General features: G+C 65.6%; 16 protein-coding genes. 14 read left to right on the top strand and 2 right to left on the bottom strand.

The genetic code is table 11. From position 1 onward, the window contains the following. The first annotated feature begins 2 nt into the window (after window positions 1–2). The 3 genes from H6955_05630 to H6955_05620 all read left to right on the top strand — a co-directional run bounded on the left by H6955_05630 (window position 3) and on the right by H6955_05620 (window position 5,272). Window positions 3–1,433: a DNA polymerase Y family protein gene (locus H6955_05630; GenBank protein ID MCP5313014.1), complete on the top strand. Its 1,431-nt coding sequence runs from the start codon at window positions 3–5 to the stop codon at window positions 1,431–1,433. Further along, window positions 1,417–4,659 carry an error-prone DNA polymerase gene (locus H6955_05625; protein ID MCP5313013.1) on the top strand — a complete coding sequence of 1,081 codons (3,243 nt, stop codon included), beginning with the start codon at window positions 1,417–1,419 and terminating at the stop codon, window positions 4,657–4,659. Before H6955_05630 ends, H6955_05625 begins: the two co-directional genes overlap by 17 nt. Window positions 4,660–4,765: 106 nt before the next feature. After that, window positions 4,766–5,272 (top strand): TlpA family protein disulfide reductase, encoded by a 507-nt coding sequence (locus tag H6955_05620; protein MCP5313012.1) that lies wholly within the window; start codon window positions 4,766–4,768, stop codon window positions 5,270–5,272. 44 nt (window positions 5,273–5,316) lie between these two features. Here H6955_05620 and H6955_05615 read toward each other — a convergent pair whose 3' ends face one another. Continuing rightward, window positions 5,317–5,793, bottom strand: a complete 477-nt coding sequence (locus H6955_05615) for a DsrE family protein (GenBank protein ID MCP5313011.1) — start codon at window positions 5,791–5,793, stop codon at window positions 5,317–5,319. A 216-nt stretch (window positions 5,794–6,009) separates the two neighbouring features. Between H6955_05615 and H6955_05610 the strand changes: the two genes are divergently transcribed. The 10 genes from H6955_05610 (at window position 6,010) to H6955_05565 (ending at window position 20,145) form a co-directional block, all read left to right on the top strand. Further along, complete coding sequence (locus H6955_05610) at window positions 6,010–6,912, top strand: hypothetical protein (protein MCP5313010.1); 903 nt, start codon at window positions 6,010–6,012, stop codon at window positions 6,910–6,912. 329 nt (window positions 6,913–7,241) lie between these two features. Then, window positions 7,242–8,414 carry an efflux RND transporter periplasmic adaptor subunit gene (locus tag H6955_05605; protein ID MCP5313009.1) on the top strand — a complete coding sequence of 391 codons (1,173 nt, stop codon included), beginning with the start codon at window positions 7,242–7,244 and terminating at the stop codon, window positions 8,412–8,414. Between the two features lie 108 nt (window positions 8,415–8,522). Continuing rightward, the gene (locus H6955_05600; protein ID MCP5313008.1) at window positions 8,523–11,825 is read left to right on the top strand and encodes an efflux RND transporter permease subunit; all 3,303 of its coding nucleotides are present in this window, start codon (window positions 8,523–8,525) and stop codon (window positions 11,823–11,825) included. A 118-nt stretch (window positions 11,826–11,943) separates the two neighbouring features. Beyond that, a complete protein-coding gene (locus tag H6955_05595; GenBank protein MCP5313007.1) occupies window positions 11,944–12,462 on the top strand; it encodes a hypothetical protein in 519 nt (172 codons plus the stop codon). A gap of 130 nt (window positions 12,463–12,592) precedes the next feature. After that, window positions 12,593–13,951, top strand: a complete 1,359-nt coding sequence (dgt, locus tag H6955_05590; GenBank protein MCP5313006.1) for a dNTP triphosphohydrolase — start codon at window positions 12,593–12,595, stop codon at window positions 13,949–13,951. 1 nt (window position 13,952) lies between these two features. Beyond that, window positions 13,953–14,630 carry an SOS response-associated peptidase gene (locus H6955_05585; GenBank protein MCP5313005.1) on the top strand — a complete coding sequence of 226 codons (678 nt, stop codon included), beginning with the start codon at window positions 13,953–13,955 and terminating at the stop codon, window positions 14,628–14,630. Beyond that, window positions 14,630–15,427: a nucleoside triphosphate pyrophosphohydrolase gene (gene mazG, locus H6955_05580; GenBank protein ID MCP5313004.1), complete on the top strand. Its 798-nt coding sequence runs from the start codon at window positions 14,630–14,632 to the stop codon at window positions 15,425–15,427. The genes H6955_05585 and mazG overlap by 1 nt, the downstream gene beginning before the upstream one ends. A gap of 81 nt (window positions 15,428–15,508) precedes the next feature. Further along, complete coding sequence (locus H6955_05575) at window positions 15,509–17,074, top strand: M48 family metalloprotease (protein ID MCP5313003.1); 1,566 nt, start codon at window positions 15,509–15,511, stop codon at window positions 17,072–17,074. Next, on the top strand, window positions 17,071–17,958 hold the full coding sequence (locus H6955_05570; protein MCP5313002.1) for a DUF4743 domain-containing protein: 888 nt from the start codon (window positions 17,071–17,073) through the stop codon (window positions 17,956–17,958). Before H6955_05575 ends, H6955_05570 begins: the two co-directional genes overlap by 4 nt. 99 nt (window positions 17,959–18,057) lie before the next feature. Continuing rightward, window positions 18,058–20,145 (top strand): carboxy terminal-processing peptidase, encoded by a 2,088-nt coding sequence (locus H6955_05565; protein MCP5313001.1) that lies wholly within the window; start codon window positions 18,058–18,060, stop codon window positions 20,143–20,145. 72 nt (window positions 20,146–20,217) lie between these two features. Here the strand turns inward: H6955_05565 and pbpG are convergent, their stop codons facing one another. Continuing rightward, window positions 20,218–21,141 (bottom strand): D-alanyl-D-alanine endopeptidase, encoded by a 924-nt coding sequence (gene pbpG / locus H6955_05560; protein ID MCP5313000.1) that lies wholly within the window; start codon window positions 21,139–21,141, stop codon window positions 20,218–20,220. Between the two features lie 106 nt (window positions 21,142–21,247). Here pbpG and H6955_05555 point away from each other — a divergent pair, with 106 nt between their 5' ends. Next, window positions 21,248–22,822 (top strand): glutamate--cysteine ligase, encoded by a 1,575-nt coding sequence (locus H6955_05555; protein MCP5312999.1) that lies wholly within the window; start codon window positions 21,248–21,250, stop codon window positions 22,820–22,822. Window positions 22,823–22,881 lie beyond the last annotated feature (59 nt).

Raw genomic sequence — 22,881 nt, 5'->3', positions numbered from 1 at the left:
GCATGCTCTGGCTGGCCCTGTATTTTCCGCAGTTGCCGTTGGAGGTGTTCGTGCGCGGGCGCCAGCAGGCCGGTGCGCTGGCGATCGTCGAGTCGCGCGGCGGGCGTGAGCAGGTCGGCCGCTGTAATGCCGCGGCGGGGACCTATGGCGTGCGTCCCGGTCTCGCGCTGCCGGCGGCGCTGGCGCTGTGCGCCGGGCTGGCGGTGCAGCGGCGCGACCCGGTATGCGAGCAGCGGGCCCTGCAGGAACTCGCCGCCTGGGCCTATCAGTTCAGTGCGCGGATCGCGTTCGAGCCCTCGTTGCTGCTGCTCGAGGTCGGTGCCAGCCGGCGCCTGTTCGGTGGCCTGCCGCGGTTGTTGGCCGCGATCCGCCACGGCCTCGATCAACTCGGTTACAGCGCGTGCGAGGCCGTGGCACCGACCCCGACCGCGGCCGGCCTGCTGGCGCGCAGCCGACCCGGCAGCCGGGTGGAGACCGCGGCCGCGTTACGCACCGCGGTGGCCGGGCTGCCGTTGGCCGCACTGACCCGCGACGGGCAGGCGCGCGGTCTGATCCGGCATATCGGTCTCGACAGCATCGGCGAGGTACTGGCGCTGCCACGGGCCGAACTCGCGCGGCGCACCGGGCCGGTGTTGCTGCAGTTGTTGGACCGCCTGCTCGGGCAGGCCCCGGATCCGCGTGTGGAATGGCGGCCGCCGCAGGCTTTCGAACAGACCATCGAACTGCTCGGCGAGATTGTCCAGACGACCGCGCTGGTGTTTCCGGCGCGCCGGCTGATGATCGCGCTGTGCGGTTTCCTGCGTGGCCTCGGCGGCGGGGCGCAGCAGCTGCAGTGGACCCTGCGGCATCGTGAGCGACCGGCAAACCGGTTCGGCCAGGGGCTGCTCGATCCGAGCCGCGATCCGGACCACATGCTCGAGGTGTTTCGCGAACGCATCGAGCGCCTGCAGCTGCTCGCGCCGGTGGTCGCGATCGGTCTGCGGGTGGACGACTGGCAGGCCTTCGAAGAGCGCACCGTGGGACTGCTCGACGGCCCGCGGCAGGTCGACCAGGCATTGCTCGAACGCCTGAGCAACCGCCTTGGCGGTGAGCAGGTACGCGGTCTGCGCTGCCTGGCCGACTATCGCCCCGAGCGCGCCTGGCAGCTGTGCACGCCGGGTGAGGCGGGCGCCGGCAGCCCGTTGCCCGGGGGGCTGACGCAACCTCCCTGGCTACTGCTGCAACCGCGCCCGCTGCCGGTGCACGCGGGTACGCCGCAGTATGGCGGCACGCTGCGCCTGGAGGGACTGCCCGAACGCATCGAGTCGGGCTGGTGGGACGGCTTCGATATCACCCGCGACTACTTCGTCGCCCACAGCCCGGCCGGCGAGCGCCTGTGGGTGTTCCGCGACCGGCGCGGTGGCGGCTGGTACCTGCATGGACTCTTCACCTGACACGCCGGGCGTCGCCTATGCCGAACTGCACTGCCTGAGCAGCTACAGCTTCCTGCGCGGCGCCTCGCAGCCGGAGGAGCTGGTCGAGCGTGCGCATGCGCTCGGCTACACGGCGCTGGCGATCACCGACGAATGCTCGGTGTCCGGCGTGGTGCGCGCGCACCAAAAGGCGAAGGCACTCGGGCTGCCGCTGATCATCGGCAGCGAGGTCGTGCTCGCTGACGGGCCCAGACTGGTCCTGCTGGCGACCAACCGTGCCGGTTACGGCCAGCTGTGCCGGTTGATCACGCATGGCCGACGGCGGGCCGGGAAAGGGGGCTACCGGCTCGGGCGCAGCGATCTCGTCGCGACGCTGACGGACTGCCTGGCGTTGCTACCGCTGGACCTGCAGGTAACGGATTCGGCCTGCAGCTGGTTCGCGGATACGTTCGCCGGGCGCGGCTGGCTGGCGCTCGAACTGTTGCGTGACGGGCGCGATATCGAGCGCCTGAGACACAGCGAGCATATCGCGCGGGCCTGGGGCCTGCCGCGCCTGGCCAGTGGTGACGTGCACATGCATGTGCGCGGCCGGCGCGCCCTGCAGGACGTGCTGAGCGCGATCCGGCTGAACACCCCGGTCGCCCGGCTGGGTGCCGCGCGCCTGCCCAACGGCGAGCGCCACCTGCGTGCCCGCGACGACCTCGCGGCACTCTACCCGCCGGCCCTGCTCGCCGAGACGCTGGCGGTCGCCGCGCATTGCCGTTTCTCGCTCGACGAGCTGCGCTACGAATACCCGGACGATGTCACGCCACGCGGTCTGACGCCGCATGCCTGGCTGCGCCGGCTGACCGAGCAGGGCATAGCGCGGCGTTGGCCGGACGGCTGCCCGGCACGGGTGCGCGCGCAGATCGAACACGAGCTGGCGCTGATCGCCGAGCTTCGCTACGAGGCCTATTTCCTCACGGTCTGGGACCTGGTCCGGCATGCGCGTGAGCGCGGCATCCTGTGCCAGGGGCGCGGCTCGGCGGCCAACTCCGCGGTGTGCTACTGCCTCGGCATCACCGAGGTCGACCCGGCGCGCATGAACCTGCTGTTCGAGCGTTTCATCTCACGTGAACGCAACGAGCCGCCGGACATCGATGTCGATTTCGAACACCAGCGCCGCGAGGAGGTGATCCAGTACATCTATGCGAAGTACGGACGCGAACGTGCCGCGCTGGCGGCGACCGTGATCACCTACCGGACGCGCAGCGCGTTGCGCGACGTCGGCAAGGCGCTCGGGTTTGGCCTGGAGCAGATCGAGGCGCTGGTCGCGGCGGTCGCCGCCTGGCGCCGCCACGCGGAGATCCGCGATGAGCACCTGCGCGATGCCGGTTTCGATCCGGCGAACCCGACCGTCGAACGGCTGCGCGTGCTGGTCAACACGCTGCGCGGTTTTCCGCGTCACCTGTCGCAGCATGTCGGCGGCTTCGTGATCGCCGCCGGCCGGCTCGACGAACTGGTGCCGATCGAGAATGCGGCAATGTCCGAACGCACCGTGATCCAGTGGGAGAAGGACGACCTCGAGGCGCTCGGCCTGCTGAAGGTCGACGTGCTGGCGCTGGGCATGCTGAGCGCGATCCGGCGCGCGCTCGACCTGGTGAACGATTACTGGGCGGGGCGGCCGGTCGCGGACTATGCCGCCCGGTACCGGGTCGATGCGGCGACATCGGACGGGACGGGCGTGCGCGAGCGTTGCGCCGATCCGGCGCACTGGGTGCCGCGCCTGCCGCTGACCCTGCAGGACGTCCCGGCCGAGGATCCGGCGGTGTACGCGATGATCCAGCAGGCCGACACCATCGGTGTGTTCCAGATCGAGTCGCGCGCGCAGATGTCGATGTTGCCGCGGCTCAGGCCAGCGTGTTTCTACGACCTGGTGATCGAGGTCGCGATCGTGCGTCCCGGGCCCATCCAGGGCGACATGGTGCATCCCTATCTGCGCCGCCGGCAGCGCAAGGAGGCGGTCGAGTATCCGTCGGACGCGGTGCGCGGTGTGCTCGAACGAACGCTCGGTGTGCCGATCTTCCAGGAGCAGGTGATCAAGCTGGCGATGGTCGCGGCCGGCTTCACACCCGGCGAGGCCGACCAGCTGCGGCGCGCGATGGCGGCGTGGAAGCGGCGCGGTGGTCTCGAGCCGTACCAGAAGAAACTGATGGACGGCATGCAGGCGCGTGGCTATCGGCGTGAGTTCGCCGAGCGGGTGTATCGCCAGATCCTCGGTTTCGGCGACTACGGTTTTCCCGAGTCGCATGCGGCGAGCTTCGCGCTGTTGGTGTACGTCTCGGCGTGGCTCAAGCGTTATCACCCGGCGGCGTTCTGTGCCGCGTTGATCAACAGCCTGCCGATGGGCTTCTACGCACCGGCCCAGCTGGTGCGCGACGCGCGTGCGCACGATGTCGAGGTGTGCCCGGCGGACGTGAACCACAGTGACTGGGACTGCACGCTGGAGGCAGCGGCCGTGAGCGGCGGTGCCGCAGCCGCTGCGGCGCCGGTCGCGTCCGGAACGCCGGTGCTGCGCCTGGGGCTGCGCATGATCCGTGGTCTGGCGCAGGCGGCCGCCGAGCGGATCGCCGTGGCGCGTGCCGAGCGCGCCTTCAGCGACGTCGCCGACCTGGCCCGGCGTGCCGGACTCCACCGGGGCGATCTCAGGGTGCTGGCCGCCGCCGATGCGTTGCAGGGGCTCGCCGGGCATCGGCATCTCGCCGCCTGGCAGGTCGCCGGGGTCGAGCAGGCATTGCCGATCGCCGGGCTCGCGCATTTCAACGAGCAGTTGCCACTGTTGCGTCCACCGGACGCCGGCCAGGCGGTGCTGGCGGACTATGCACAGACCGGCCTGACGCTGCGCGAACATCCGCTGGCCCTGATACGCGCCCAGCTGCGTGCGCGTGGCCTGTTGTCGTCCCAGGAGGTCGCCGCGCGGGCGCCGGGCGAGATCGTGCGTGCGGCGGGTCTGGTGCTGATCCGCCAGCGGCCGGGCAACGGCCGGGCGATCTTCGTCACCTTGGAGGATGAGTACGGTGGGCTGAACCTGCTGATCTGGGCCGATCTCGCCGAGCGCCAGCGCAGGGTATTGCTCGGCTCACAGCTGCTTGGCGTGGTCGCCGAGATCCAGCGTGCCGAGGGTGTGCAGCACCTGGTCTGTCGGCGGCTCGAGAATCACAGCGATCTGCTCGGTGAGCTGCACGTGGTGTCGCGCGATTTTCATTGAGCACCCCGTCGAGCCATCGGTGCAACAATGCAGGCGCCCGTCGGGTCTGATACCGCGGGAACGGGCCTATCGTGCCCGCCTGGCCCAGCGCTTAATGGAGGCAGCAATGAACGGCTTGCGCGCACTATCGCTGTGGGTGTTGTGTGTGGCGACGGCCCACGCGACCGACGATGTCCTGTTCACCGATTTCAACGGCCAACCGCAGACGATCGAGTCACATATCGCCGATGGCCAATGGCTGCTGGTGATGTTCTGGGCCCACAACTGCCATATCTGCAACCAGGAGGCGACCAGTTACGCGCGTTTTCACACGGCACATGCCGATCGCGATGCCCGCGTGCTGGGGGTCAGCATCGACGGTCCCGAGCATCAGGCGGAGGCCGCGGATTTCATCGACCGGCATCGGTTGCCGTTTCCGAACCTGATCGCTGAGCCGGCCGTCGCGATGCTGTATTTCATGTCCCTGACCGGCGAACCGTTTCGCGGTACCCCGACCTTCCTGCTGTATGCGCCCGACGGCACGCTGACGGCCGTGCAGGCCGGTGCCGTGCCGGTCGACTCGATCGAGGCGTTCATCGCGAAACACGCAACAGGAGCCGCCGCCCGGCGCTGACCTGCAGAACCCGCGCGGCGTGCATCGCGCTCGCGAAGATCGCCTTACCAGCTGATGTAGCTGAAGCCCTTCTCCTGGAGCAGCATGATGTCTTCGGCGCCGACATCGACGATCTGCGCATACTCGACCAGGTTCTGCTCGGTCCAGCCGAGGCTGTCCATGGTGTTGCGGCAGGCGTGGAACGCGACGCCGTAGGCCCTCAGCGACGAGGCGCGTTCCTGCAGCTCCTTGGCGATGGGGCGTTCCGGCGGATCGCCGAGCAGGTGGATGCCCGGCCCGAAGCAGCTCACGACAACCTCGACGTTGTCGCCGTGCCGGCGGATCATTTCGCCGACCGAGAACAGGATGTGCGACAGGTAATCGTGGTCGGCCTTGTTGCATTGATAGACGATCTGATGCTCGGACTTGTCGTCGAAATGGGTGTCGGTGTGGTGCGCCTGCGCACGGTTCAGCGCGAACAGTCCACCGGCGGCGGTCATCCATTGGAACAGGCGGCGACGGGCCTGATTGATCGGCTGCATGGTGATCCTCTCTGTGTGGGGCGATCCGGATCGCCGCTGCGAGGCGCCCATCCGGCATCCTGTATTGTTCTTGTACGCGTATCGATGCATCTGCATTAGACAGCCAACCGGGCCATCCGATCCAGTTCCGTGCCTTTCGGGAGCCGGTGAACCTTGCACCCGGACGGGGCGTCTACAGTCCAGCAGGGCGGCCGGGCCGGCCGGCCCGGGGGGATCATGATCCGAGCATGGCGTAGCTACGCCCTGGCGCTGCTGGTTCTTGTCGGTGCCGCATGCAGCACCACCGAGCTGGTATACGACAACGCCGACTGGCTGCTGTATCGCTGGGTCGACGGTATGGTCGATGCGCGCGACGGGCAGTCGACCGCATGGCGTGCGTTGATGCGCGAAGCGATGGATCGGCATCGTCGCGAACTTCTGCGGCCGCTGGTGCAGCTGATCCTCGGGTTCGAGGAGATGTTGCGCCGACGCCTGGACGAGCCACAGCTGAGTTGCTGGCTGGCCGCTGCCGACCGGGTCTACCGGGCGCATGCAGAATGGGCCGGGGTCCCGGCGGTCGAGGTGCTCGCCGGCCTCGCCCCCGATCAGGTGGCCTACCTCGACCGGCAATTCGAGGAACGTGACACCGAGTACGCGGACGAGTTTCTCGATCCCGACGCGCAGCGGCGCGAGCGGCGGCGCGTCGAGCGTTACGTGGATCGCATCGAGCGCTGGACCGGCGACCTGTCGACCGAACAGCTGCGCCTGGTCGAGGCGATGGTCGGGGGCCTGCCTGACCTCGCCGACGATTGGTTCGGGTATCGGCAGCGGCAGCAACAGCGGTTGCTGGAGCTGTTGCGCAGCGGTGCCGATCGCGAGGCCCTGCGGCATTTCCTGCGCGCCTGGTGGGTCGACCTCGCCGGCCGCGAGGCGCCGCTGGTCAGCAAGTCGCAGCGGGTGCGGCAGGGCGTGATCGCGTTGCTGGTCAACCTGGACGGCACCCTCAGCCAGACCCAGCGTGCCCGTGCCCTGGACCGTCTGGCGGAGCTGCGCGCCGAGCTCACCGCCGCGGGAGACCTCGCCGGGCCGGTACTGCTGGCCGCCGCCGATTGCCCACCAAAGGACGTCGAAACCCCGTGAATCCCCACAGTGCCGCTGTGGGCAAACCTGCCCGCCGGTGCTGCCTGCGGCGCCGCGTCGATTCGACCGGTCCGGGTGATCCGCTTAGGCTATGTTTTGGTTTACGCTTCGCCGACTCACCGTCCGAATCCGATGCGACGGGCGGCCTACGATCGAACACCGCAGTAGCGGAGGTGATTGAATTGTCGTGGGAATATTATTAAATTCTGCTGGATAAAAATAGCTAATGTGTGACATAATAAGTTTGTATTACGAACTGGGCAGTGAGCGCTGAAACTCTGGCGCGGCCCTGCATTACAAACGTTTAATCAACCCAGATCTCGAATGCCATGAAACCACTTTTTGTCGCAATCGCAATGTCGGTGCCCCTGTTGGCGGGGCTTGCAATCGGGCAGGACGAGAGCCCCGAAACGCAGCCGGGCGCGCAGCTAAAGATCCCTGAACAGAATGTGTACGTCGTGACACGCGAGCGCGACACCAACGCGGCGGTGCTCGGTGGTACCGTAATTCCGCACAAGATGGTCAAGCTGCTTGCGCAGATTCCCGGCGAGGTGGAATTCGTCGCGGGTCGCGAAGGCGACGCGTTCGGTGCCGGGACTCAACTGGTCACGCTGGACGTCTCCAGCATGATGGCGAAACGCCGTGCGGCGCTCGCTGGACTGAACAGCGCGCGTGCCGGGCTAGGTAACGCCGAGGTGCAGTACCGGCGCGAGGTATTGACGCCCAATTCGCAGTCGAACGCGATGATGGGCGGGCTGCCCGGCATGGTCAGCATATTTTCCGATCCGATGCGCTCGATGATGGGCCAGGGCAGTCCCGGCTACGAGCGGCATTCCAACCTGTACGGCCAGGGGGTGCAGATCCAGACGGCGCGTGACGCGGTCGCCCAGGCCGAGGCGGGCCTCAGGGAACTGGACGAGAACATCGAGAATGCGGTCAGCGTGGCGCCGTTCGACGGCGTGATCGTACAAAAGATGGTGGAAGTGGGTGACGTCGTACAGCCCGGGATGCCGCTGGTGGTGTTTGCCGATACCAGCCAGATGGAGATCCAGCTCGAGGTGCCGACCCGGCTGGTCGCCGCGCTCAGCGAAGGCGAGGAGATCAAAGCCCGGCTCGACCGCGGCACCGAGTTGGTCAGGGCGCGCGTGGCACGCATCTTCCCGATGGCCAACACCGGTGGACACACGACGACCGTGAAGATCGCGCTGCCGGACGACAGCGGTGCGCGCGCCGGCATGTACGCCGAGGTGCTGGTGCCCGATCCGAATCACGGCCAGGGTGGACCGCTGACGGTGCCGAAATCGTCGGTCACCTGGCGTGGCAGTCTGCCAGCCGTATTCCTGGTGTCGCCGGACCGCACCGAGGTGAGGATGCGTGCGCTGCGTCTGGGTTCCGTGATCGGCGATCGCGTCGCGGTGTTGTCCGGCCTCAACGAGGGTGACGCGATCCTCAGGGTGCCCGACGCATCGATGCGATCCGGTCCCTACCAGCCGAACCGCTAGACCCGAGAAATTGCACCTGGGGAGGCCGCGCCGTTGGGCGGGGCGCCCCGGCGCGGTCAACTTCGTCAGTTTCTGGAGCCCGCTGGGGCAATCGGGAGCCAAACGCTCATGTCCATAGCCAACAAGAAAGATACGCTGTCCAAAGAAGAGCTGGGCTTTGCCGGCCGGTTAGCCGATTCATTCATCCATTCCCCGCTGTCGCCACTGTTGTTCATTGCGATGATGCTGGTCGGGATCTACGGGCTGTACGCGACGCCGCGCCAGGAAGACCCGCAGATCTCGGTGCCGATGATCGACATCATGCTGCAGATGCCCGGTGCCTCGTCGCAGGAGATCTCGCGCCTCGTCGTGAGCCCGCTGGAACGCCTGGTCAGCGAGATCGATGGCGTGAAGCATGTCTACTCGGTCAGCGATGAGGGCATGGGGATCATCACCCTCGAGTTCCACGTCGGCGAGGAGATCGAACGCGCCATCGTACTGACGCACAACAAGGTGCAGGCGAACCTCGACCTGATGCCGCCCGGCGTCGAGATGCCGATCATCAAGCCGAAGGAAGTCGACGATGTACCGGTCGTCACCCTGACGCTGTGGTCGAAGGTCATGGACGATGCGATCCTGCGCAAGCTGGCGGTCAGCCTGATGCAGGAACTCAAGCAGCTGCCACAGACCGGCAATGCGTTCGTCTCGGGCGGCCGCGCCGAGCAGGTGCGGGTCGACGTGCTACCGGAGCGCCTGTCGGGCTATGGCATCTCGATGGGGCATATCGCGAAGACCATCCAGGGCTTCAACACCAAGCAGACCGTCGGCTCGGTCGAGCAGGGCGGCAAGTATTTCTGGGTGAAGACCGGCTCGTTCCTGCAGTCCGCCCAGGACTTCGAGCGCCTGGTCGTCGGCAGTCACGAGGGGCTGCCGGTGTACCTGCGCGACGTTGCGCAGATCACCAAGGGACCCGAAGAAGCGCGCCATCAGGTGGCCTATTACACCGGCCCGGCACACGAGGGTGAGCAGATCGATGGCGCGCAGGCGGTCACGATCGCGATCGCCAAGCAGAAGGGTGCCAACGGTGTCTCCGTGGTCAACAGCATCCTCGACAAGGTCGAACACCTGAAGGGGCAGCTGATCCCGGACGATGTCCACGTCGAGGTCACCCGAAACTACGGCCAGACCGCCAACCAGAAGGTCAACGACCTGCTGTTCAAGCTCGTGGTCGCGACTGCCGCGGTGACCTTCCTCGTATGGGCCTCGCTCGGCCTGCGTCCGGCCATCGTCGTGCTGCTCACGATACCGGTGGTGCTCGTCATCACCGTGTACATGGCGATGCTGATGGGCTACACGATCGACCGCGTCAGCCTGTTCGCACTGATCTTCTCGATCGGCTTCCTGGTCGACAATGCGATCGTCATCGTCGAAAACATCTACGCGCGCTGGCTGAAGGTCGGCGAGCCCTCGACCGAGGTCGCGGTCGACGCGGTGCGCGAGGTGGGCAACCCGACCATCCTCGCAACCTACACGGTCATTGCGGCCCTGCTGCCGATGGGCTTCGTGCGCGGCATGATGGGGCCGTACATGGAACCGATCCCGGCGCTCGGGTCGGTGGCGATGATCTTCTCGCTGATCGCCGCGGTGGTGTTCGCCCCGTGGCTGGCGATGCGCATGATTCCGCCGATGGCGACGCTCCACAAGATGGAGGCGCGCGACCACAAGATCGACGAATGGCTGGGCGGCTTCTACCACAAGGTCATCGGCACGCTGCTCGACAGCAAGATGTGGGGCTGGGGCTTCCTGGTCGGACTGGTCGTTGCGTTTGCGATCACGATCTCGATGTTCCTCAGCATCACCGACTACGCGGTGCGGGTGAAGATGCTGCCTTACGACAACAAGTCGGAATTCGCGCTGGTGATCGATATGCCGGATGGGACCGCACTGCCGGATACCATCAACGTGACCAACGAGGTGGTCGACCAGTTGCGCACGATCCCCGAGGTGACCGCGCTGCAGACCTACGCCGGAACCGCGCGACCCTTCGATTTCAACGGTCTGGTCAGGCACTACTACCTGCGCCAGTTCCCGTGGCAGGCCGAGGTTCAGGTACAACTGCTGCACAAGTCCGAACGGAAGCGCAGCAGCCATCAGATCGCACAGGAGGCGCGCGAACTGCTGAGACCGATCGGTGCCGCATCGAAAGCGGTGATCACGGTGGTCGAGATGCCGCCGGGTCCGCCGGTGCTGCAGACCGTGGTCGCGGAGGTACACGGACCGGACGCGGAGACCCGCGCGACCGTCGCCACGATGTTGACCGAATTGTTCCGCGAATCGCCGCTGATCGACGACGTCGACAACTTCATGCGCGAAGATCAGGAGATCTGGCGCTTCGATATCGACCTCGACAAGGCCGCCAACCAGGGCGTGACCCTGGAGACCATCAACCAGCATCTCGCGATGGCGATGGGCATGTTCAAGGTCGGCGATATCAAGGAGCCGTTGGTCTACGAGCCGACCTACATCCTGGTCCAGGTGCCGCTGTCGAAACGCTCGCAGCTCGATCTGATGGCCGATATGCCGATCATGACGGAAGACGGACGTACCGTGCCGTTGGGTGAGATCGGGACCTTCGTGAAAGACAAGCACGACCCGATGATCTTCCACAAGGATCTGCGACCGGTCGAGTTCGTGGTCGGCGACGCGGTCGGCCGACTGCCGGCGCCGATCTACGCGATGAGCGACATCGACGAGCGTCTGCAGGATCACCCGACACCGGACGGCGTGATCATGTCCGGCACCATGATCGACGCACCCGAGCACGACGATGTCTCCGGGTTCGAGTGGTCGGGCGAGTGGACCGTGACCTACGAGACCTTCCGCGACATGGGTATCGCGTTTGGCGTCGCGCTGGTCGCCATCTACATGCTCGTGGTCTGGCAGTTCGGCAACTTTTCGATTCCGGCGGTGATCATGGCGCCGATCCCGTTGACCATGCTCGGGATCATCCCCGGACATTGGCTGCTAGGCGCCGAATTCACCGCCACCTCGATGATCGGCTGGATCGCACTGGCCGGTATCATCGTCCGAAACTCGATCCTGTTGATCGACTTCACGATCAATCAGGTTCGCACCGGCATGGAATTGCGCGAGGCGGTGATCGCCGCGGCCAAGGCACGTACCCGCCCGATCATGATCACGGCATTGGCACTGGTGCTCGGATCGGCGGTCATCCTCACCGACCCGACCTTCCAGGGGATGGCGATCTCGCTGCTGTTCGGCGTATTCGTCTCCACCCTGCTGACACTCATCGTGATTCCGCTGGGCTGCGTGAGCCTCGGCGAACGCATCTTCCGCTGCGCCGGCGTCACCGATCGCGATGCCTGCGCCGACGACGCCATCACGACCCAGCCCGAGGACGCAGGGACCTGATACCGGGGTACCGCGCGGGGCAAGGGTTCGAGGCCGCCGGCAGGCGCATGCCGGCGGCGTCGTTGTGGCTTAGAATGTCGAGACACCCCTTGACCCATCGCATACTGTGGTGATGCCCATGATTATCGATACGTTCGCCATCAGCGCTATCCTGATCGGCATCCTGGTGATCGTCGCGATCGTGCTGACGATCCGCAGCAGCAACAAGGAGACCGTTGCTGAGGTCGCGCGCCTGCGTGACCAGATCGACAAGATGGAGCGTGAAGCGCTGTTGCCGAGCCACGCGTCGCGTGAGATGTGTTGCGCGATTCGCAGTATCTATCCGCATGCGTTGCACGGTATCGACTACCAGCTGGCCGATGACGGCGACGGCCCCTACATCAAGGAGTGGTTGCTGGAACATCCGATCCCGCATCCGGATCACATCGAGGAAGCGATAGGCCAGTACCGGCAGATGATCCAGGAGAGCAATTACCGCGAGATGCGCCGGGCGACCTACCCGAGCGTTGGCGATCAACTGGATGCGCTGTACAAGGCCCGCCAGGGCAACGACGCGGCGTTGCGCATGGTCGACGAACAGATCCAGCGGGTGAAGGAACGCTATTCGAAGCCGGAGGCCTGCCGCGACGAGTGTTGAGTGCGGGTCATCCCGGCGTGATTGACGCACCAGCGCATTCTGTAGTGCATTGGCCAGCGCCGAGCCGCCGGTGGTACATTCGAGCGTATCCGCTCGTGGACATCACAGCTATCCGGAATTGCACACCCTGATGCAGTGGCAGCAACTGCTCGCGCGCACTCGCCTGGGCTCGTCCGAGTCGTCGCGCGCCACCTCGACCAGAACCGACTTTCAGCGCGACTTCGACCGCGTCGTGTTCTGTTCCGCATTTCGCCGGATGCAGGACAAGACCCAGGTCTTTCCGCTGTCCAAGGTGGACTATGTGCGCACCCGTTTGACGCACAGTCTGGAGGCCTCAAGCATCGGGCGTTCACTGGGCACACTGGTCGGCGAACAGGTGATCGCGCGGCATGCCCTGGGTGGCTTCGAATCCGCGGATTTCGGCAGTATCGTCGCCGCGGCCTGTCTGGCGCATGACATCGGCAACCCGCCATTCGGCCATTCAGGCGAAGACGCGCTGCGTCACTGGGCACATTCCGCGGAATACGGTGCGCGCCGCGTCGCGTTGCTGACCGGCAGCGAGCGCGAGGATTTCCTGTCGTTCGAGGGCAATGCCCAGGGATTCCGTATCCTGACCCGGCTGCAGAATCCGGACAATCCGGGCGGCCTGCAGTTGACCTGCGCAACGCTGGCGGCATTCACCAAGTACCCGCGCGAATCGTGGCTGGGCGGCAGCACCTTCGATGGCGTCAGTGCGAAGAAGCAGGGGTTCACCGCGGCCGATCGCGCCGCGTTCGAGACGGTCGCCGAGACCGTCGGACTGATCCCCCGTGACAGTCAGTACGCGATGTGGTGCCGGCATCCTCTGGCGTTCCTGGTCGAGGCCGCCGATGACATCAGCTATCGGGTCATCGATATCGAAGACGGTTTTCGCCTCGGCCATTTCACCTATCAGGAGGTGCTCGACCTGTTCTGGCCGTTGATCGCCGACCAGGTCAATCAGCGCCCGCGCCTCGAACACATCCGCGATCTTAAAAACCGGGTCGAGTTCCTGCGTGCGAAGGTGATCAACGAGGTGATCCGCCAGGTCGTCGAGTGTTTCATGGACAACGAAGCGGCAATTCTCGACGGTACCTTCGATGTGCCCTTGCTGCAGGAACTGCCGTTGCACGCGGAGCTCGACGCGCTGATCGAAAATGCCCGCCAGCGGATCTACTGCGCGCCCGAGGTGGTCGGGATCCAGGCAGCCGGTTTCCAGGTCGTCAGCGACCTGCTCGAACGCTTCACCCGGGTGGTCGACGATGTCGCCGAGCACGCCGAACGTGCGTCGCCACACAGCCAGATGCTGATCCGCCTGGTGCCGGACCAGTTCATCGGGCCGCAACGCGTGCCGGCCTCGGATGCCTACCAGCGACTGCTGATGTTGACCGATTTCGTGTCCGGCATGACCGACTCCTACGCGGTCAGTCTGTACAAAAAGGTCACCGGAATCTCGTTGCCGGGGGGTTGATGTGTGCGGCCGTTACTTCCTGCATTCCACCGCCGACAAGCTCACCGCGCTGTTCGGCGAGATGCCGATGCCGCTGCTGCAACCCCGCTACAACATCGCTCCCACCCAGCCGGTACCCATCGTACGCGAGAACGCCGCCGGCCGGCGCGAGATGGTGCTGGTGCGCTGGGGCCTGATCCCCGGCTGGTCGAAAGGTCCGGATACGCGCTTCAGCATGATCAATGCGCGTGTCGAGACGGTCGCGGAAAAGCCGGCCTACCGCAGCGCGCTGCGTTACCGGCGTTGCCTGATCCCCGCCGACGGCTTCTACGAGTGGCGTGCGCAGGACGGGGCCAAACAACCCTATGTGCTGAGACCGCGTGATGCCCGGCCGCTAGCGTTTGCGGGACTCTGGGAACACTGGCAGGACGACGGTGGCAGCGAGCTGGAATCCTGCACCATCCTGGTCCGGGCCGCCGATCGCCAGGTGGGCACCATCCACGATCGCATGCCGGTGATCATCGCGCCGCAGGCATTCGGGCTGTGGCTCGACAGCAAGAGCCAGAAACCGCAGCCGATCGAGACCCTGTTGGCTGCGCAACAGCCGCCGGAACTCGATATCTACCCGGTCGGACGCGCCGTGAACAACCCGCGCAACGATGCACCGGCGTTGCTCGATCCGATCCCGGAGGTTGGCTGATGGACGCGATGCGGCGCCTGCTCGAGATCATGGCGCGGCTGCGTGACCCGCAGCACGGCTGCCCCTGGGACCAGCGCCAGACCTACGCGACGATCGTCCCCTACACGCTCGAGGAGGCCTATGAGGTGGCCGACGCGATCCAACGCGGCGATCTGCAAGAGCTGCGCGACGAACTCGGCGACCTGCTGTTCCAGATCGTGTTCTACAGCCAGATCGCGGACGAGCAGGGCGCATTCGATTTCGACCAGGTTGCACGCGGGATCTGCGAGAAGATGATCCGTCGTCATCCGCATGTGTTTGCAGATGCCGAGTATCGCGACGATGCCGAGCTGCGCGAGGCCTGGGAACACGCCAAGGCGGAAGAGCGCGCGACGCGCGATGTATCGCAGCGGCAAAGTCATCTGGACGGCGTCGCACGCGCGCTGCCGGCACTGATCCGCGCCGAGAAGCTGCAGAGGCGCGCGGCACGGGTCGGTTTCGACTGGCCGGATGCGCGCGGTGCGTTCGACAAGGTGCACGAGGAACTGGCGGAGATCGAAGCCGAATTTGCCGACGGCGCCCCAGAGCGGTTGCAGGACGAACTCGGCGACCTGCTGTTTGCGATGGTCAACGTCGTGCGCCTGATTGGCATGGACGCCGAGCAGACCCTGAGTCGTGCAAACGAGAAGTTCGAGCGGCGCTTTCGTGCGATGGAGACGGCGCTGCATGCGGCCGGTCACGACGATCTCGCCGCGCTGTCGCTCGGCGAACTCGACGCGGCCTGGGAGGCGGTCAAAGATACCGAGCGTGGAACCTGAGCCGCTTGGCCGGGTCGCAGGATCGAGTGACGTGATGCGCGGCATCGGCCGTTGGTCGGTATCGCCGCGTCGTGGAGAGAGATGCAGGATATGTTTCGAGTATTGATGTCACGCGGACTGCCGATCCTCGCCGTCGCTGCGTTGTTCGGCGGTTGCGCGGTCAACCCCGTGACCGGCAAGAGCGAGATTGCGTTCGTACCGGAGTCGCAGGAGCTGGCGATCGGTCAGAAGAACTATTCGCCGTACCGCCAGGCGCAGGGTGGCGACTATGTGATCGAACCCGAACTCACGGCCTATGTGCGCAGGGTCGGGCAGCGGCTGGCCGCGGTCAGCGATCGCAAGCTGCCATACGAGTTCAGCGTCCTCAACGATTCGACGCCGAATGCCTGGGCCCTTCCTGGCGGCAAGATCTCGATCAACCGCGGGTTGTTGGTCGAACTGCGCAGCGAGGCCGAGTTGGCGGCGGTGCTCGCACACGAGATCGTGCATGCCGCTGCGCGGCACAGTGCGCAGTCGATCGAGCGCGGCGTGTTCCTGCAAGGTGCGCTGGTGGCGGCCGGGGTGGCATTGGGTGATTCGCAGTACCGCGACGTGGGCATGCTTGGCGCCGGCCTCGGCGCGCAGTTGACCAATCAGAAGTACGGTCGCGACGACGAGTCCGAGGCGGATCTGTACGGCATGCGCTACATGGTGCGTGCCGGCTACGACCCGGCGGCTGCGGTCGGCCTGCAGGAGACCTTCGTGCGCCTCGCCGAGGGTAAGCAGAGCAATTGGCTCGAGGGCCTGTTTGCCAGCCATCCGCCGTCGCGCGAGCGGGTTGCCGCGAACCGCGCGCTGGTGGCCGAACTGGGTAATCCCGGAGGCGAGATCGGCCAGGCGGATTACCAACGCGCGATCGCCCGGCTGAAGCGCAACCGGCCGGCCTACGAGGCCTACGATGCGGCATTGGCCGCGTTCAAGAAAGACGATCTGCGGACCGCACTGAACAAGGTCGAGGAGGCGATCCGCATCGAACCGAAAGAGGCGTCGTTCTACGGGCTGCGCGGCGAAATCAAGCTCGCGCAGGAACACCCTGGCGAGGCGCGCGCAGACCTCGATCGTGCGGTGTCGCTGAATCCGGACTACTTCCGACCCTATCTCGCGCGCGGCATGGCACGCCGCGTCGCCGGCGACAGTCGTGGGGCGACCAGCGACTTCGAACGCAGCCTCGCGTTGTTGCCGACCGCGGAGGGGTACTACGGTCTGGGTCGGCTTGCGGAACAGAGTGGCCGACGCGAGCAGGCGGTCGAGCACTTCCGCAAGGCGGCGGCGTCGCGTTCCGACGCCGGGCAACAGGCCGGCAAGCAGTTGGCCCGGCTCGACCTCAAGGACAACCCGTCGCGTTACATCGAGACGGCACTCGGGCTGTCTGCGGATGGCTTCCTGGTGGTCAGGGTGCGTAACGAGGCGCCGCTCGCGGTACGCGATCTGCGCGTCACGGTCGGTCCGCGGATCGGCTCCACAGTGCGCGAGGAGGCGAGTTTCCGGGTGGACCGCGCGCTGCCCGCCGGCCAGACGCTGCAGATCAAGACCGACCTGGGGCCGATGAAAGCCGAACAGGCCCGGCGTTACACGGCGCTGGTCAGCGACGCGCGGCTCGCCGAATGAGCAGTTACTTCCGACATATCGAGGCCTGCAACCCGCCAATCGCCGAGCCGTTTCTGCCTTGGCGGATCGACGGGCGTGTGGTCGGTTGGCTGCGCCCGGCATTCGCGCGCGAACTGCGGCAGTTTCCCGGGGTGTTCCAGGCCGACGACGGCGGGGTGCACCTGCACCCGGCGGTGCAGGGGTTTGCGCGGCGCAGCGCGGTGCTCGACGAGGTCGCGCGTGAACTGGCGGACAGGGAGGTGACCGCGCCGCACATGTCCGAGCCGTACGCGGTCACGCCCGCCGGACGCGAATCCGCGCTGTGCGTGGTCGACCGGGCGGCGGCGCCGTATTTCGGCGTGCGTACCTTCGGCCAGCACCTGAACGGCTACGTGCGTCGCGCCGACGGCATCCATATGTGGATCGGACGTCGCGCCGACGATCGCCTGGTGTTTCCAGGGGCCCTGGACAACATGGTCGCCGGGGGGCTGCCGCACGCGCTGAGTCTCGAGGAGAACCTGGTCAAGGAATGTGCCGAGGAGGCTGGCGTCGCGCCGGACCTTGCCAGGAAAGCTGTTCCCGTCGGGATCGTGTCGTACAACCGGGTCGCACAGCGGGGGCTGCGCCGCGACGTGCTCTACTGCTATGACCTGGTGCTGCCGGACGACTTCGTCCCGCACAACGCAGACGGGGAAGTGGCCGAGTTTTTGTGCCTGCCGTTGCCGGAAGTGGCCGCGATCGTCCGCGAAACGGACGAGTTCAAGCTCAACTGCAACCTGGTCGTGATCGACTTCCTGATCCGCCATGGCTGGCTGGAACCACATTCTGCGGAGTATTTGGCGTTGGTCGTGGGTCTAAGGCAACCGTTGGACGCAGCCGATAACGCTTTGAAAATCGGGGATTAGCCGCTTGCCGGAACTGTCACGATACGGCATGGTGCCGACAGGGACCGACGACCCGGCCGGGTCACGGGTTTCCGCAATCCGTACGACGAGGTACGCGACATGAAGCTGCGCATGATCAGACTGTTACCGCTGGGTGCTGCGTTGTTCGCCACGGTGGTGTTGGCCAAGCCCACCGAGGTGTCGATCGACGACCTGCGGGCCGACGAGCAGCATCGGCAGACGGCACTCATCATCACGCAGGTGATGGAGAAGTTTCACTATCGCAAGCCCAAGGTGGACGATCGCATGTCGAACGCGATCTTTGATCGCTACCTCGACACGCTCGATCCGAACCGGAGCTTTTTCAGCCAGCAGGACATCGCCCAGTTCGAACGCTACCGTGAGCGCCTCGACGACGGTCTGCGCACCGGAAAGATCGAACCGGCTTTCCTGATCTTCCGCCATTTCCGCACCTTGGTCGATCAGCGCGTGGCATTTGCCAAGCAGCTGCTGCAGGCCGGCCACTTCGACTTCGATCGCGACGAGGACTACCAGTTCGATCGCTCGGAGGCACCCTGGCTGCCAGACAGTGCGGCGCTCGACGATCTGTGGCGCAAGCGCATCAAGAACGACATCCTTTCACTGCGTCTCTCGGGCAAGGCGGAAGGCGAGATCTCACAGACGCTGAGCAAACGCTACGAAGGCATCGCGCGGCGGGTCAACCAGATGGAGGCCGAGGACGTGTTTCAGGCGTTCGTCAACGCCTTCACGTTGAGCGTCGAACCGCATACCAGTTATATGTCGCCGCGTATCGCCGAGAACTTCGATATCGGCATGCGGCTGTCGCTGCAGGGGATCGGCGCGGTGCTGCGCAACGAAAACGAGTTCACCGAGGTACAGAGCACGGTACCTGGTGGTCCTGCTGAGCGCAGCGGCCAGATCAATGGCGGCGACCGCATCGTCGGTGTCGCGCAGGGCAAGGACGGCGAGATGGAAGACGTGATCGGTTGGCGGCTGCAGGACGTCGTCGACCTGATCCGTGGTCCCAAGGATAGCGTCGTACGCCTCAGCGTGCTGCCGCAGAGCCAGGGAGTGGGCGGCCGCAGCCATGAGGTGCTGCTGGTGCGCGACGAGATCAAGCTCGAGGACAAGGCGGCGAAGAGCGAAGTGATCGAACTGGATGGCGGCGTCAAACTCGGGGCCATCGAGATCCCCGCGTTCTATCGCGATTTCGCCGCGCAAGCCGCCGGCGAGGCCGATTTTCGCAGCACCACGCGAGATGTGCGCAAACTGCTCGATGAACTGCAGGCCAAGCGGGTCGATGGCATCATCATCGATCTGCGACGCAACGGCGGCGGTTCCCTGTCCGAGGCCACCGAACTCACCGGCCTGTTCATCGAAAAAGGCCCGGTGGTCCAGGTGCGTGATGCCTCGGGCCGGATCGAGGTCGAACGTGACCCGGATCCGGAGCAGGTGTACGCAGGCCCGCTCGCGGTACTGGTCGACCGCAACAGCGCCTCGGCATCGGAGATCTTCGCCGGTGCGATCCAGGACTACGGGCGTGGCCTGATCCTGGGTGAGCCGACGTTCGGCAAGGGCACCGTCCAGACCCTGGTCGACCTCGGGCGTTTCCTGCGTTCACGCGACGACATCGGCCGCCTGCGACTGACCATGGCCCAGTTCTTCAGGGTCGAGGGTGGCAGTACCCAGCACCGCGGCGTGACCCCCGATATCCTGTTTCCGACCGCGAAAGGCGCCAGCGAGCACGGCGAGCGTTCGCTGGACAACGCGCTGCCGTGGGCGGCGATCAAGCCGGCAGCACACAATCAGGCCGACTTTACCTCGCTCACGATGTTGCGTGAGGCGGCTGAGCGGCGCATCGCCAGCAACCCCGGCTTCCAGTTCCTGCTGGCCGAAGAAGACGACCTGATCGAAATGGAAAAAAAGACCACGGTGTCGCTGCGCGAATCGGTGCGTCGCGCGGAATGGGAACAGCGGGAGCAGGACAGGCTGGACCGGCGTAACCGTCTGCGTGCATTCCGCGGTCTGCCGCCGTTGGCCACGCTGGACGACGAAGAAGACAAGAAACACGCGGATGCCGACGAAAAGGACGACGAAGGGATCAAGCGCATCATGCTCGAGGAGTCGGCCAAGATCCTGGCCGATCATATCCGCGCATCGCGTCCACGCACCGCGCTGTTGAACTGATCAGGCACCGGCTGACGGGCCGCCCGGGGAGGCGGTCCCCTTTCACCCCCGGCCGTCGCGCAGTGGCCGGTGTCAGCCGGCGGCCGCGGTGCGCTTCGCCTTCAATGCATTCTGCTGGCGTCCGCCCGCGACGCCCTTCTCGATCCACTTGCGTACCCGGTTCGCGTCGCCGAACGGCGTCAGCTTGCCGAAGGAGTTCAGCAGTACGACCACCGTCGGCGTGCCGTTGAACTCGGTGTGCATCACCAGGCAGCGGCCGGCCTCGTTGATATAGCCGGTCTTGCTGATCTGGATATCCCAGTTGTCATTGCGCAACAGGCGATTTGTGTTGACGTAACGCAGCGGACCCCGACCCTTGAACGGCCGCACCTCGTGCTGGGTGCGCGTGGTGGCTTCGCGGATCTCGCGGTAGTGCATCGCCGCGAACACCATGCGTGAAAGCTCGCTGGCGGTCGACACATTGGCAGCGTCGAGCCCCGCCGGATCTGCGAACCGGCTGTGGTGCATGCCGAGTTCGCGGGCCTTGGCGTTCATCGCGCGCACGAATGCCTCGCGACCGCCGGGGAAGGCCCGACCCAGGGCCGCGGCCGCACGGTTCTCCGACGCCATCAGCGCCAGATCGAGCAACGCCTGGCGGGTCAGACGGGCACCGACGCGCAGTCGCGACCCGGTCAACCGGATCATGTCGCGATCGGCATTGGTGATCTCGATCTTTTCGTCCATCGGGAGCTTGGCATCGAGTACCACCATCGCGGTCATCAGCTTGGTCACCGACGCGATCGGCATGACCTCGTCGGCGTTGCTTTGGTAGAGCGTGTTGCCGAACCGGTCGACGACCAGGGCCGCTTTCGACTTCAGCTTGAGTTTGCGTGTGTCGAGTTGTTCCCAGAGTCGATGGGCGCGCGCCGCTGGCGCGGTTTCCGCCGGGGCAATGGCCGGGAAGTTGGCAATCAGGAACAGGAGCAGTATCGAGACTAGCGGGGTGCGGGTATGCATGGCCCGCAATGATCGCCTAGCCGCGGGGTCGCGTAAAGCGTCGGCTGGGTTGCACAACAGCGAAAGGTTATAATCGCGCGCCTTCGGATTCATTCTGGTGACACCCTTGCTCAACTCTGTCCACAGCCGGCTCACCCGGCTGGCCGGCGAAGCCGATATCCGCCTGTTGCACCAAGGTCGGTTCGGCCTCGAGAAGGAAAGCCTGCGGGTCGCTTCCACCGGCGGCATCGCGCTTACACCCCATCCGCGCACGCTCGGATCCGCACTCACCCATCCGGATATAACGACCGATTACTCGGAAGCTTTGATGGAGTTCATCACGCCGCCTCTGGCAACGGTGGGCGATGCGCTCGAATACCTGGCCGACGTGCAGACCTACGTCTACCGTCACCTGGAAGACGAGATGTTGTGGGCCACCAGCATGCCGTGCGTGTTGGCGGGTGACCAGAACATCCCGGTGGCGCAGTACGGTGCGTCGAACGCTGGGCGCATGAAGCACGTGTACCGCGTCGGCCTCGGTTACCGTTACGGCCGGGTCATGCAGGTCATTGCCGGTGTCCATTTCAACTGGTCGTTCGCCGAGGATCTGTGGCCGAGCTTCCGCCGCGTCGAGGGGCGACTGTGCAACCTGCGCGACTTCCGCGACCAGCAGTACATGGCGCAGATTCGCAACCTGCAGCGTTTCGGCTGGCTGATCCCCTATCTGTTCGGTGCATCACCGGCCGTGTGCAAGTCGTTTTTCGTCGGCAAGACCACCAACCTGCCGTCGTTCGACGAGTCGACGTACTACGCGCCGCACGCCACCTCCCTGCGCATGGGCGATATCGGTTACCAGAACAGCCGCGAGGAAGGGCTCGGCATCAAGGCGTGCTACGACGATGTGACGTCGTACGCCGACAGCCTGCTGAAGGCCACGATGACGCCTGCGGACGCGTGGAAGGCCATCGGGGTGCAGGTCGGCGACGATTACCGGCAGCTGAGTGCCAACATCCTGCAGATCGAGAACGAGTACTACAGCACGGTCCGTCCCAAGCAGACGCTGGAATGGATGGAAAAGCCGAGTCTGGCGCTGAAACGGCGCGGCGTCCGCTATATCGAGCTGCGCTCGCTGGACGTCAACGCCTATCATCCCCTCGGCCTCGACGAGACGCAGGGACGGTTCCTCGAAGTATTCCTGCTGTTCTGCATGCTGGCCGACAGCCCACTGATCGATCCAGAGGAACGCCGCGAGATCGACCGTAACCTGCTCGATGTTGCACACCGTGGCCGCGCGCCGCGGCTCAAGCTGCAGCACCGTGGCGTACAGCTGCCGATGCGCGCCTGGGCGCTAGAGATCCTCGAATCGATGCTGCCTGTCTGCGAGGTGCTGGACGATATCGAAGGCGGCGCGTGGTTCGAGGATGCCCTGGACGACCAGATCGCCAAGGTCCGCCTGCCCGATCTGACGCCTTCGGCGAAGATGCTCGAGGAGATGCGTGACAAGGGCGAGAGCTTCTACCAGTTCGCGCGTCGACTTTCGAGCCAGCACCGTCGATATTTCCTGGCGCGCCAACTGGCCGCGGACAAGCTGGCTGCGCTGGACGCGCAGGTCCAGCGGTCGCTCGACGAACAGGCACGTCTCGAAGCCGAGCCACAGGTTGAATTCGATCGCTTCCTGGCCGATTACTTTGCAAGTACCTGAGCGCCGGATGTGGCGACGAGGGAGGACCGCTCTGTCCGCCACCGCGGCGGGCAAGACAA

The sequence above is a fragment of the Chromatiaceae bacterium genome (assembly GCA_024235395.1).
Classification (GTDB): Bacteria; Pseudomonadota; Gammaproteobacteria; order Chromatiales; family Chromatiaceae; genus Thiosocius.
This window is presented reverse-complemented; position numbering and strand designations above follow the sequence as displayed.